General features: G+C 72.5%; 12 protein-coding genes, 1 tRNA gene and 1 riboswitch. Of the genes, 9 read left to right on the top strand and 4 right to left on the bottom strand.

What is annotated here, in order from left to right; genetic code table 11:
• Positions 1-226 precede the first annotated feature (226 nt).
• From deoC to B4K29_RS17945, 6 genes are all read left to right on the top strand, one after another.
• Positions 227-880, top strand: a complete 654-nt coding sequence (gene deoC / locus B4K29_RS17970) for a deoxyribose-phosphate aldolase (protein WP_286968416.1) — start codon at positions 227-229, stop codon at positions 878-880.
• Positions 881-1,017: 137 nt separating this feature from the next.
• Positions 1,018-2,346, top strand: a complete 1,329-nt coding sequence (locus tag B4K29_RS17965; RefSeq protein WP_286968414.1) for a sensor histidine kinase — start codon at positions 1,018-1,020, stop codon at positions 2,344-2,346.
• Positions 2,334-2,978, top strand: a complete 645-nt coding sequence (locus tag B4K29_RS17960; protein WP_286968413.1) for a response regulator — start codon at positions 2,334-2,336, stop codon at positions 2,976-2,978. The genes B4K29_RS17965 and B4K29_RS17960 overlap by 13 nt, the downstream gene beginning before the upstream one ends.
• Before the next feature lie 55 nt (positions 2,979-3,033).
• A complete protein-coding gene (gene soxR, locus B4K29_RS17955; protein ID WP_286961885.1) occupies positions 3,034-3,483 on the top strand; it encodes a redox-sensitive transcriptional activator SoxR in 450 nt (149 codons plus the stop codon).
• Positions 3,484-3,550: 67 nt separating this feature from the next.
• Positions 3,551-4,000, top strand: a complete 450-nt coding sequence (locus B4K29_RS17950; protein WP_029211899.1) for a MarR family winged helix-turn-helix transcriptional regulator — start codon at positions 3,551-3,553, stop codon at positions 3,998-4,000.
• Positions 3,997-5,295: an MFS transporter gene (locus tag B4K29_RS17945; protein WP_286968412.1), complete on the top strand. Its 1,299-nt coding sequence runs from the start codon at positions 3,997-3,999 to the stop codon at positions 5,293-5,295. Before B4K29_RS17950 ends, B4K29_RS17945 begins: the two co-directional genes overlap by 4 nt.
• A 156-nt stretch (positions 5,296-5,451) precedes the next feature.
• Here B4K29_RS17945 and serC read toward each other — a convergent pair whose 3' ends face one another.
• From serC to B4K29_RS17930, 3 genes are all read right to left on the bottom strand, one after another.
• A complete protein-coding gene (gene serC / locus B4K29_RS17940) occupies positions 5,452-6,573 on the bottom strand; it encodes a phosphoserine transaminase (RefSeq protein ID WP_286961889.1) in 1,122 nt (373 codons plus the stop codon).
• A gap of 103 nt (positions 6,574-6,676) precedes the next feature.
• Positions 6,677-7,783 (bottom strand): citrate synthase 2, encoded by a 1,107-nt coding sequence (locus B4K29_RS17935; protein ID WP_286968411.1) that lies wholly within the window; start codon positions 7,781-7,783, stop codon positions 6,677-6,679.
• A 7-nt stretch (positions 7,784-7,790) separates the two neighbouring features.
• A complete protein-coding gene (locus B4K29_RS17930; RefSeq protein WP_286968409.1) occupies positions 7,791-8,165 on the bottom strand; it encodes a hypothetical protein in 375 nt (124 codons plus the stop codon).
• Positions 8,166-8,213: 48 nt separating this feature from the next.
• Here B4K29_RS17930 and B4K29_RS17925 point away from each other — a divergent pair, with 48 nt between their 5' ends.
• The 3 genes from B4K29_RS17925 (at position 8,214) to B4K29_RS17915 (ending at position 10,923) form a co-directional block, all read left to right on the top strand.
• Positions 8,214-8,963: a pyridoxine/pyridoxamine 5'-phosphate oxidase gene (locus B4K29_RS17925; protein WP_029211894.1), complete on the top strand. Its 750-nt coding sequence runs from the start codon at positions 8,214-8,216 to the stop codon at positions 8,961-8,963.
• 91 nt (positions 8,964-9,054) lie between these two features.
• On the top strand, positions 9,055-9,765 hold the full coding sequence (locus B4K29_RS17920) for a metal-dependent transcriptional regulator (protein ID WP_029211893.1): 711 nt from the start codon (positions 9,055-9,057) through the stop codon (positions 9,763-9,765).
• 179 nt (positions 9,766-9,944) lie between these two features.
• Positions 9,945-10,089, top strand: a riboswitch (cyclic di-AMP (ydaO/yuaA leader).
• On the top strand, positions 10,090-10,923 hold the full coding sequence (locus tag B4K29_RS17915) for a C40 family peptidase (RefSeq protein ID WP_286960669.1): 834 nt from the start codon (positions 10,090-10,092) through the stop codon (positions 10,921-10,923).
• 562 nt (positions 10,924-11,485) lie between these two features.
• Here the strand turns inward: B4K29_RS17915 and B4K29_RS17910 are convergent.
• A tRNA-Arg gene (locus tag B4K29_RS17910) sits at positions 11,486-11,558 on the bottom strand.
• Between the last annotated feature and the right edge of the window lie 278 nt (positions 11,559-11,836).

Below are 11,836 nucleotides of genomic sequence, written 5' to 3'. Positions count from 1 at the left end.
CCGTCGAACGGGGGCAACCTCAATTGGTCACCACTGATCTTTTGGAACGTTCATATCGCCTCCGGGACGCGATTGGTGACCAATGGCGTGTGAGCGGTGAGCGGTGAGCGGGGTGGGCGACGTGAGCGGTGGGCGACGAGCGGGGTGGGCGCCGATGGGGTGGCGCGGAGACGGGGTGGCGGGCGGGTCGGCATACCTGCTCACCTCTCCCACTAGGGTGAGCCGTATGACGCAGCTGACTCGCCCCCAGGTCGCGCAGATGGTGGACCACACCCTGCTCAAGCCCGAGGCCACCGCCGACGACGTCCGCGAGCTCGTGGCCGACGGCGAGCGGCTCGGGGTCTACTCCGTGTGCGTCTCGCCGTCGATGCTGCCGCTGTCGACCTCCGTGGCGGTGGCCGTGGTGTGCGGCTTCCCCAGCGGCAAGCACACGTCCGCGGTCAAGGCTGCGGAGGCTGCCGAGTCCGTGCGTCTCGGTGCCGCAGAGGTGGACATGGTCATCGACGTGGGTGCGGCCGTGGCGGGAGACTTCGACGCGGTCGAGCGTGACATCGCCGCCGTCCGCGAGGCCACCCGCGGCGCCGTGCTCAAGGTCATCATCGAGTCCGCCGCCCTGACCGACGAGCAGGTCGTGGGGGCGTGCCAGGCGGCCGAGGCGGCCGGCGCGGACTTCGTCAAGACGTCGACCGGGTTCCACCCCAGCGGTGGCGCCTCGGCGCACGCCGTCCGGATCATGCGCGAGACCGTCGGCGACCGGCTCGGCGTCAAGGCGTCCGGCGGCATCCGCACGGCCGAGGCGGCGCGCGAGATGATCGAGGCGGGGGCCTCGCGCCTCGGCCTGTCGGGCACCGCGGCCGTCCTCGACGGCTTCCCGGAGTAGCGAGCCGGACGACGGGCCAGCCCGGCTGAGCCAGACTTCGGGCCAGCCCGGCTGAACCGGACGTCGGGCCAGCCCGACACATAGGACGCCAGGCAGCGGGATGGGGCTCTGACCAGGGGGTTCGTAGCGTGGACGACATGACGACAGACACCTCACCTGCTCGCCGCGAGACGTCGCCCAGCACGTCCGCCACGTCCGCCACGTCCACCTCGCAGACCTGGACCTGGTCGCCGACCCGGCTCATCGCCGACAGTGCCTACCTGCTGGTGGGCTTCCCGCTCTATCTCGCCGCCTTCATCCCGATCGTCGTCCTGCTCGCCGTGGGCGGCGCGACCATGATCCTGGCGGTGGGGGTGCCCGTGGTCATTGCCGGGCTCGTCCTCGCGCAGGGCACGGCCGCCGTCGAGCGGGCCCTGCAGCGGTCGCTCCTCGGCGCCAGGCTCCCCGAGCCCGTTGTGGTGGCCCACCCCCGCGACCCGGGCGTCGTGGGACAGGTCACCTCGCTGTTCCGCGACCGGCAGCGGTGGGGCGACGCGGTGTTCTCGCTGCTGGCGTGGGCACCCACCTGCGTCTTCTGGTCGGTGGCGCTCTCCTGGTGGGTGACGATCCTGGCCGGGCTGTCCTATCCCGCCTGGCAGCGCTACCTGCCCGAGGACCAGCTGGGCGACGGCATGGCCACGTGGCTCAACCTGCCGGACGAGTACTGGGCTCACGCCCTGTGCAACGTCGCGCTCGGCCTGATGCTGCTGGCCCTGGCGCCGATCGCGATGCGGGGCCTGTCTCGTGCCCAGGCCGGCGTCAACGGCTGGCTCCTCGAGGCGCCGACCCGGACCTTGCGGCTGGAGCAGGCCCATCGCCGGCAGCTCGCCGACACCCACGAGGCCGAGCTGGGCTCGCTGCAGCGGCTCGAGCGGGACATCCACGACGGCGCGCAGCAGCGGCTCGTCCGGCTGCAGATGGACCTCGCCCGGGCCGAGCGGCAGTGGGACCGCGACCCCGAGGCCGCTCGCGGCCTGCTCGCCTCGGCCACCGAGCAGGCGCACGGCGCCCTCGACGACCTGCGGGCCGCCACCCGGGGCATCGCGCCGCCCGTCCTGCTCGACCGCGGTCTCGCCGCCGCCCTGGACGAGCTCGCCGGCCGCGCCGCCATCCCCGCGCGCCTCAGCGTGGACGTGCCGCGGGTCAACCTCGGCTACGAGACCGCGCTCTACTTCTGCGTCACCGAGGCCCTCGCCAACGCCGCGAAGCACGCGAGCGCCACCCGCGTCGACGTCCGCGTCCACGTGGACGGCCCCTGGGTCGTGGCGGAGGTCGAGGACGACGGCGTCGGGGGTGCGCACCTCGGCAAGGGCACCGGCCTCGCGGGCCTGGACCGGCGCCTGGCAGGTCTCGGGGGCCACCTGACGGTGACCTCGCCGCAGGGCGGGCCCACCGTCATACGGGCGGAGGTGCCGTGCGTGTCGTGATCGGAGACGACTCCGTGCTGCTGCGCGAGGGTCTGCAGCTCCTGCTCGCCGACGACGGCCACGAGGTGGTGGCCACCGTCGGCGACGGTCCGTCGTGGGTCGCGGCCATGCACGAGCACCGGCCCGACCTGGGGATCGTCGACGTCCGTATGCCGCCGACCCACTCCGACGAGGGGCTGCGCGCAGCGGTCGAGGTGCGGCGATCCTGGCCCGGCGCAGCGGTGCTCGTCCTGTCGCAGTACGTCGAGCGGTCCTACGCCGACGACCTGCTCGCCAGCGGCACCGGAGGCGTCGGCTACCTGCTCAAGGACCGGGTCAGCGACATCGACGGCTTCCTCGGGGCGCTGGACCAGGTGCGGGCCGGCTCCACGGTCATCGATCCGCAGGTGGTGAGGCAGCTCATGGCACGACCTGGCGGACCCGGGCCGCTCGCGCAGCTGACGCCGCGCGAGCGTGAGGTGCTGGGCCTGATGGCCGAGGGCTGCACCAACGCCGCCGTCGCCGCCCGGCTCGTCGTGACGGAGGGAGCCGTGGAGAAGCACACCCAGCGGATCTTCGCCAAGCTCGGGCTCGGCCCGGACGACGGCCAGCACCGGCGGGTGGCTGCGGTCCTGACCTTCCTGCGCGGCTGACCGGCATGGTCCATGATCGTGGTCCGGGGACGTCGAGCCGGGTCGAGGTGAGGACATGCTGAGGACGCACGACCTGATGCAGATCGGCGAGGTCGCGCGCCGCAGCGGCCTGGCACCGTCGGCGCTGCGGCACTACGAGACCCTGGGGCTGATCGCGAGCACCCGCACGGCGGGGGACCGGCGGCTCTACCAACGGTCGGTGCTGCGGCGGCTGGCCGTCGTGCGGGCCGGTCAGCGGGTGGGGCTGACCCTGGAGGAGATCCGGGCGTCCTTCGAGTCGCTGGCGCCGGACAAGGCGCCGACCCGGCAGCAGTGGGCGCGCATTTCGAGGTCGTGGGCACCCTTGCTGGACCGGCGGATCCGCGAGCTTGAGCAGGTGCGTGACAACCTCGCGGGCTGCATTGGGTGCGGGTGCCTGTCGATGCGGCAGTGCTCGCTCTACAACCCGCAGGACACCCTCGGCGAGGGTGGGGGACAGGGGGCGCAGCGGCTGCTGCCGCAGTAGGGCTGGCTGGGGAATCAACGACGACAGGTCATCGTTAGCCAAGGTAATGAACTAGGCTAAGGAAACGATGACCCAGGACACCCTCACCGATCACCCCGCCGAGGCCGACGACCTCGCCCACCTCGCCAACGACCTGCGCCTCGCGTGCCAGCGCATCAGCCGCCGCATCCGCTACGAGGGCACCCACGACGTCGCGCCCCACCAGGCCAGCGTCCTCTTCCGGCTCGAGACCCCGCGCACGCCAGGGGAGCTCGCCGAGATCGAGCGCGTCAGCGCCCCCAGCATGACCCGCACCGTCGGGTGCCTCGTCGACGCCGGCCTGGTCCGTCGTGACCCGCACCCCACCGACGGCCGCCAGGTGGTCGTGTCGCTCACCGCCGAGGGCGAGTCGCTGGCCCAGGCGATCCGTCGCCGCCGCGACTCGTGGATGGCCAGCCGGCTCGAGGGGCTGAGCCCCGAGCAGCGTGCCGTCCTCGCCGAGGCCGCCCCGCTGCTGCTGGAGGTGGCCGGACGATGAGTGCCACCTTCGCCTCGCTGCGCGTCCCCAACTACCGCACCTACTTCTTCGGCGGGCTCGTCTCCAACGTCGGCACCTGGATGGGCCGCGTCGCCCAGGACTGGCTCGTCCTCACCCAGCTGACCGACCACTCGGCGTCGGCGCTCGGCGTCGTGACCGGCCTGCAGTTCGCGCCGGTGGTGCTCCTGGCCCCGTGGGCCGGGGCCGCCGCCGACCGCTTCCCCAAGCGCACCATCCTGCTGTGCACCCAGGCCGCCCTCGGCATCACCGCCGCGCTGACCTGGCTCCTGGTCGTGACCGGCAGCGCCGAGCTGTGGATGATCTATCTGCTCGCGCTCGCCCAGGGCGCCGCCGCGGCGCTCGACAACCCGACGCGGCAGGCATTCGCCTCCGAGCTCGTCGGTCCCGACCTGATCGGCAACGCCGTCGGCCTCAACAGCGCGTCGTTCAACGCCGCCCGCCTGATCGGCCCCGCCGTCGCCGGCGTCGTCATCGGCGCCTGGGGCACGGGACCCGCGTTCGGCGTCAACGCCCTGTCCTTCGCGGCGGTCATCCTCAGCCTGACCCGGCTGCGCGTCGCCGAGCTCCACCCGGCGCCCCTGCGACGGGGCGGCGGCGCCATACGGGAGGGGATCGGCTATGTCCGGCGACGACCGGACATCATGCTGCTCATGTTCATCGTGTTCATGCTCGGCACCTTCGGCATGAACTTCCAGCTCACGATGGCGCTCATGGCCACCACGGTGTTCGGACGCGGCGCCGAGGAGTACGGCCTGCTCGGCTCGATCATGGCCATCGGCTCGCTGTCGGCGGCCCTGCTGTCGGCCCGTCGGGCCCAGCCGCGGCTGCGCGTGCTGCTGCTCGCGCTCGGCGGCTTCACCCTCGCCAGTGCCGCGGCTGCCGCCGCCCCGACGTATGTCGCCTTCGCCCTCCTGCTGATCCCGTGCGGGCTGACCGCGCTCACCGTCATGACGACCGCCAACGCGTCGGTGCAGCTGTCCGTCGACCCGGAGATGCGGGGTCGCGTGATGGCGCTCTACATGGCGATCTTCATGGGCGGCACGCCGCTCGGGGCGCCGTTCATCGGCTGGATCGGCGACACCTTCGGCGCCCGCTGGACGATCGGCGTCGGGGCCGTGGCCACCGGGATCGCGTGCATCGCGGCCGTGGCCTACATCATGGTGTCGGACGGCGTGCGGCTGCGTCGTCGCCCCGGGAGCCGGCGGCTCGAGGTCGTGCACCCCGAGCAGCTCGAGCCCCACGTCCACGACCTGGCCGAGGTGGTGACCCGATGACCCCGCGCTTCCGCCGCGTGGCGACGCTGATCGTGATCGCCGTGTGCCTGGCCCTGGCGGCCTACGGCTCGCTGGTCCGCTGAGCCCGGTCGGTCCGGTGAGACCCGCCGGTCCGCTGAGCCCCGCCGCTCCTCCCGGACCCGTCGGGCGCTCCCGTCAGAGGCGCTCGACGACGTGCTCGATCGCGCGCATGAGGATCTCGACGTCGTCCGGCTCGACCGCCGGGAACATCGCGATCCGCAGCTGGTTGCGCCCGAGCTTGCGGTAGGGGTCGGTGTCGACGATCCCGTTGGCGCGCAGCACCGCTGACACGCGGGCGGCGTCGACGGTCTCGTCCAGGTCGATGGTGCCGACGACCTGCGAACGGGCGGCCGGGTCCGCCACGAACGGCGTCGCCCACGGCGTGCGCTCGGCCCACGCGTAGAGCCGCGAGGAGCTGTCGGCAGTGCGTCCCGCGGCCCACGGCAGGCCGCCCTGCGCGAGGAACCACCGGACCTGCTCCTCCATCATGGCGATGGTCGCGAGGGCGGGGGTGTTGTAGGTCTGGTCCTTGCGCGAGCTCTCGATCGCGGTCGTCAGCGACAGCGAGGCGGGGATCCACCGGTCGGTGGTGGCCAGCTCGTGGGCACGCTCGACCGCGCGGGGGGACAGCACCGCCACCCACAGCCCACCGTCCGAGCCGAAGGACTTCTGCGGGGCGAAGTAGTAGACGTCGGCCTGGGACACGTCGACCGGAAGCCCGCCGGCGCCGGACGTGGCGTCGACCAGCACGAGCGCGTCGTCGTCCGCCCCCGCCACGCGCTCGACGGGCAGCATCACGCCGGTGGAGGTCTCGTTGTGGGGCCAGGCATAGACGTCGACGCCGGCCTCGGCCGCCGCCGCCGTGCGCGTGCCCGGGGCGGACTCGCGGACCGACGGCTCCGCCAGGTGCGGCGCCTCCCGCGTGACCTGCGCGAACTTGCTCGAGAACTCGCCGACCACCACGTGCTGCGCCCGCTCGCGCACCAGGCCGCACGCGGCGACGTCCCAGAACGCCGTGGACCCGCCGTTGCCCAGCACCACCTCGTAGCCCTCGGGCAGCGCGAACAGCTCCGCCAGCCCCCGACGCAGCGAGCCCACCACGTCGCGGACGGGCGCCTGCCGGTGGGAGGTGCCGAGCCAGGTGGTGGCGCCGGTGACGAGCCGCTGGACCTGCGCCGCGCGCACCTTGCTCGGTCCGGAGCCGAAGCGCCCGTCGGAGGGCAGCAGGTCGGGGGGCAGCAGGATCTCGGAGGTCACCTGCTCATCCTCCCAGCCGTATGCCGGGAGCGCGGCGAGCCTGCCGCGATCCGGACGGGCCCGTCAGGCGGGGTCGGTCCCTGGGTCTGTGAGGCAGGGTCGGTCAGGCGGGGTCGCCCGCGGCGCGCGTGGCGTCGGGTGCGTCGCCGGTCGGACCGACGTCGGCGAGGCGTCGTGGGGGCGGTCCGGCATACCGGGCCGTGGGCCTGATCATCCGCCGGGCCCGCTGCTGCTCGAGCACGTGGGCCGACCAGCCCGCGGTGCGCCCGCACACGAACATCGGGGTGACGATCGGGGCCGGGACCTCGGCCAGGTCGAGCAGCACGGCCGCCCAGAACTCCACGTTGGTCGCGATCACGCGCTCGGGGTTGCGCTCGGCGAGCGCCACCAGGGCCGTGGCCTCGAGCTCGCAGGCCGCGGCGTAGCGCGGGGCGCCGAGGCGGCGGCAGGCGGTCTTGAGGACGTCGGCGCGGGGGTCGGTGCCGCGATAGACGCTGTGGCCGAAGCCCATGATCCGACCGCCCTCGGCGAGGACCTGCTCGACGATCCGCGCGGCGGGCTCGCCGGCCTCGACGTCCTCGAGCATCCACATGACCCGGCGTGGCGCGCCGCCGTGGAGGGGGCCGCTCATGGCCCCGACGGCTCCGGACAGGCAGGCCGCCGCGTCGGCGCCCGTGGAGGCGATGACCCGGGCGGTCAGCGCCGAGGGGTTGAGGCCGTGCTCGGCCACCGTGACCCAGTAGCTGTCGACCGCCCCCACGTGCCGCGGGTCGGGGTCGCCGCGCCACCGGATCATGAACCGCTCGGCGATCGAGCGGCCGCGGTCGACCTCGCGCTGAGGGACGGCGGGCAGGTCCTCGCCCCGCGCGGACTGCGCGATGAAGGACATGGCCATCACCGACGCCCGGGCGAGGTCCTCGCGGGCCTGCGTCGCGTCGATGTCGAGCAGCGGGAGGAAGCCCCAGACGGGGGCGAGCTGGGCGAGGGCGCTCTGCACGTCGACCCGCACGTCACCGGTGCGCACCGGCAGCGGGAAGGGCTCGGCGGGCGGCAGGCCGGGGTGCAGCGCCTCGTCGACGAGCAGCCCCCACACCTGCTCGAACGGCACGTGGCCGACGAGCTCGCGCAGGTCGACCCCGCGATAGCGCAGGATCCCGCTGTCGCGATCGGCCTCCGCGATCTCGGTGACGAAGTCGGCTGTGCCGCCCACCTCGCGGTCACCCACCCGTGCGCTTGACCCGCGGCGTCATACGGCGTCTGGGGGCCGGGCGGACCCGCTTGTCGAGGTCGTACCCCTCGATCAGGGCCTGCAACGTCTTCTTCTTGCTCGTGGGGTGCGACGCGACGGGCGTGTCCCCGTTGAACACGACGAAGTGCCGCTGGTCCCCGTCGAAGACGGTGAGCACCGAGCCGTCGACGAGGTGGTGGGCGTGCTCGAGGGCGCGCCGGCGAGCGTTGCTGCGCGCCACCTGCCGCTCGGCGAGCTCGCGCGCGGGCTCCTTGCCGTGCTTGACCGCCTCGTAGACGATCGGGCCGTACTTGACGCCGAGCTTGACCAGGTTGTTGACGGCGCCGACCTTGCCTCGTGCCATGACGGACCTCCTCAGGACGCGGTGACCGGGTCAGCCTAGTCTCGGGGTATGACGCAGAACGACGTGACCGACCCGCGGGTGACGGGCGAGCAGGGCGACGACGCCCGCGGCGCGGGGGTGCAGGGCATCCGGCGGGTCGACTACGCCGGCACGGGTCTGGACGAGGCGACGCTGGGGGACAGCCCCTGGTCGCTCGCGTCGACCTGGCTCGCGGAGGCCGTCGCCCACGACGCGTCCAGCGGCGGGCACACCGAGCCCGACTGCCTCGACCTGGCCACGGTCGGCGCGGACGGCCTCCCGGACGTGCGTCCCGTCCTGATGAAGTTCTTCACGCCCGCCGGTCCGGGGTTCATCACCGACAGCGGCTCCACCAAGGCGCGCCAGATCGGCGAGCAGCCGCGGGTGGCGGCGACGCTGCGCTGGTCCGCGCTCTACCGCGTCATCAGGTTCCGGGGTCGGGCGGTGCCGCTGGACGGGGACGAGCTCGAGGGCTACTGGCGCACCCGGCCCTGGGGCTCCCAGGTCAGCGCCTGGGCGTCCGAGCAGTCCTCGCCGGTCGACGGCCGGGAGGAGCTGCAGCGGCGGTATGCCGAGCAGGCCGCCCGCTTCACCCGTGACGGTGAGGAGGCCGAGATCCCGATGCCGCCGTCCTTCTGCGGCTGGCGGATCGCGTGCGACCAGATCGAGTTCTGGGCCGGTCAGCCGTCGCGCCTGCACGACCGCATCGCCTACGAGAGGGTGGGGGAGGGCGACCTCGACGACGCCGCGTCCTGGCGGCGGCACCGCAAGATGCCCTGATCTGCCCGATCCTGCCCGTCCTCGTGCCGGGCGGCGCTGCGTCGTGCGCGGCGCAAAGCAAGTCCACAGGCGCGCGTGGCAGGCTTGACCCGTGACTGACCTGATCGACACGACCGAGATGTACCTCCGCACGATCTACGAGCTGGAGGAAGAGGGCGTGAAGCCCCTGCGCGCCCGCATCGCCGAGCGACTCGGTCACGCCGGGCCGACGGTGTCCCAGACGGTCGCCCGCATGGAGCGGGACGGTCTGCTGCACGTGGCCGGCAGCCGCGAGATCGAGCTGTCCGCCGACGGTCGGCTTCGGGCGATGCGCGTGATGCGCAAGCACCGCCTCGCCGAGCGCCTGCTCCTGGACGTGATCGGCCTGGAGTGGGAGCACGTCCACGACGAGGCCTGCCGCTGGGAGCACGTGATGAGCGAGCGGGTCGAGCGCAAGATCCTCGGCCTCATCGGCGACGACCACGTCTCGCCGTACGGCAACCCGATCCCCGGTCTGGACGAGCTGGGGTCGGTCGGCACGGACGGCAAGGACCCCGGACTGGTCCCGCTGCACTCCGTCGTGGATGGTTCCGTGACCTCCGTCACAGTCACGGTCCGTCGGATCGGCGAGCCGGTGCAGGTGGATCACGAGGCTCTCGGCCTGCTGACGGCCGCTGGAGCGCTGCCCGGTGGCCGGGTTCGGGTGACCTCGGAGGGCGACCGGGTGATCGTCGTGGGCGTGAATTCCACTGACTCGCAGGGGGTTTCGCTCCCGGTGGATGTGGCGAGCCATGTGTTCGTGGACACCGTGACGTCCGACTGAGAGTGGTTATCGCACGCATGTGTGTCCGGTGCGGGCACTAGCAGCCGTACCCACGGAGGGCGCCTGTGATTCACCTGCCTGTGATCTGAACGTGACAATCCCGGGGGTGTCCGTTACCTTCTTTCACGGCCCTTCTCCCCCTGGAGGGGCTGCAGCAGGAGACGCCGAGTCCTGTCACTTCTGCTGTTCTGCTTATTCCGCTGACAGGAGCGGGGGACCCACCTTGGCGCGCAAGCGTCCCGGGGTGAAGCCACGAGAGTGGCCGGGCCATACCTTTCCGCCCGAACCCGACAGCTAACTTCGTAGGCGTTCGAGAGGTCAACTGTGTCCATTAGCACCCCCGGTCGGCACCGCGCTGCCGACGTCTCCTCCGCCAGTCTCCTGATCAAGGCGGCCAAGCACGCCGCCGCGCCGGCCACCAAGGTCGCGGGTGTCGTCGCCGCCACCGGTGGCATGGTCATCGCCGCGTCGATGCCCGCCACGGCCGCCCCGGCCGCTGCCGCTGCTCCCGCCAGCGTTGCTGCTCCCTCCGTCGCCGCCGTCGGCCAGCTCGGCCGCGTATCGCTCACCGGCGTCAAGAAGTCCAAGCTCAAGAGGGTCCGCGGGACCGTCAAGAAGCGCACCACCGTCAAGCGCAAGAAGGCCACGGTCAAGCGTAAGCGCTACACGACCAAGCGCAAGTACACCCGCACCTCGCGCACCTACCGTCGCACCGCGGTGCGACGCGTCAACCGCACCTACACCCGCGCCTCCCGCACCGCCGTGCGCCGCACCGTCGCGCGCAAGGTCGTCAAGAAGGCCGCCAACCCAGCTCCGCGCGCCGTCGCCGGCGGTGGCGTGCTCCGCACCGCCGCGAGCCTGTCCGGCATCTACTACCGCTACGGCGGCACCACCAGGGCCGGCTTCGACTGCTCGGGCTTCACGAGCTATGTCTTCCGCGCCAACGGCAAGTCCATCCCGCGCACCGCTGCCGCTCAGCAGCGCGCGACCCGTCGCGTGTCCTCCCCGCAGCCCGGCGACCTCGTGTTCTTCGGCTCCCCGGCCTTCCACGTGGGCATCTACGCCGGCGGCGGCATGATGTACGACTCGCCGCGCACCGGCCGCACCACGGGCCTGCACAAGATCTGGAGCAAGAACGTGAGCTACGGCCGCGCCTGATCGGTCGAGCCCTCTCGAGCAGCACGACGAAGCCCCCTCCGCCTCGGAGGGGGCTTCGTCGTGCTGCGCGCCGATCCCCCCCTTGTCGGCGCCGGAGGCGCCGGGCACGCTGCGTCCCCCCGGCGCAGCGTGCCCGGCCCCTGCCGTGCAGCCACCAGTCTGCCGGGCCGAGCGCGGGCGCGCATCAATCTTTGGTCGGGACTCGCCTACGACCCAGGTCGTAGGCTCCGGCGACCTCTGAGGACGAGCGCTGCTCCGGCCGGCCGGGCTCGAGGCCTTGTCGGCCATGACCGCGGCCAGGGTGGTCCGGGGCCGTCCGGGCCCGACGCGCGGGACCCTGACCGCGTCAAGCAGGTTCGTGAGCATCCGTGAGTCGCTGCCTTTGCCCGGACCGAGGAGCACCACGATCGGCAGACCGTTGCCGGCGCAGAGCTGGTGGACCTTGGGCGACAGGCCCCCGCGGGAACGACGGACCGCGTGATCGTCAGGCTCGACGAGCAGATTCTTGTGATTCGCGCCCATGGGTGGTCCGCTGCGCCTCAACAACTGCGGTGATGTGCTGTGCCCCCGAATGGATTCGAACCATCGACACCCGCTTTAGGAGAGCGGTGCTCTATCCCCTGAGCTACGAGGGCGGGGGTGGCGGCTGCGCCGACCACGGGCACCTATCTTGTCATGGCGGCGGGCGCAGCGATGACAGCGACCGGCGTGGTTCGTCATACGGGCGCGACCGCAGGGTGTGGATCGATCCAACCCGTCGGCCGCCGAGATGGACACGGAGGGTGAGATCCGCACCGATGGGGTGTGTCAACAGGGCGAACCTGGCCCGTGGTTACTCGCCAGTCTTGACCTTTGGCGGCTCATTGCTGATCATTCAACGAGCGGCGCGCATGGTTCCCTCCCCCTGCATCAT

It is taken from the genome of Arsenicicoccus sp. UBA6765 (genome assembly GCF_002453335.1).
In the GTDB taxonomy this organism is placed as follows: domain Bacteria; phylum Actinomycetota; class Actinomycetes; order Actinomycetales; family Dermatophilaceae; genus Arsenicicoccus; species Arsenicicoccus bolidensis.
This window is presented reverse-complemented; position numbering and strand designations above follow the sequence as displayed.

What these genes read in the sequence shown, in the direction of transcription:
- soxR (WP_286961885.1), top strand. Translation starts at nt 3,034, where the DNA reads ATGCTGAGGACGCACGACCTGATGCAGATCGGCGAGGTCGCGCGCCGC.
- B4K29_RS17925 (WP_029211894.1), top strand. Translation starts at nt 8,214, where the DNA reads ATGACGCAGAACGACGTGACCGACCCGCGGGTGACGGGCGAGCAGGGC.
- B4K29_RS17930 (WP_286968409.1), bottom strand. Translation starts at nt 8,165, where the DNA reads ATGGCACGAGGCAAGGTCGGCGCCGTCAACAACCTGGTCAAGCTCGGC.
- B4K29_RS17950 (WP_029211899.1), top strand. Translation starts at nt 3,551, where the DNA reads ATGACCCAGGACACCCTCACCGATCACCCCGCCGAGGCCGACGACCTC.
- B4K29_RS17965 (WP_286968414.1), top strand. Translation starts at nt 1,018, where the DNA reads ATGACGACAGACACCTCACCTGCTCGCCGCGAGACGTCGCCCAGCACG.
- deoC (WP_286968416.1), top strand. Translation starts at nt 227, where the DNA reads ATGACGCAGCTGACTCGCCCCCAGGTCGCGCAGATGGTGGACCACACC.
- B4K29_RS17945 (WP_286968412.1), top strand. Translation starts at nt 3,997, where the DNA reads ATGAGTGCCACCTTCGCCTCGCTGCGCGTCCCCAACTACCGCACCTAC.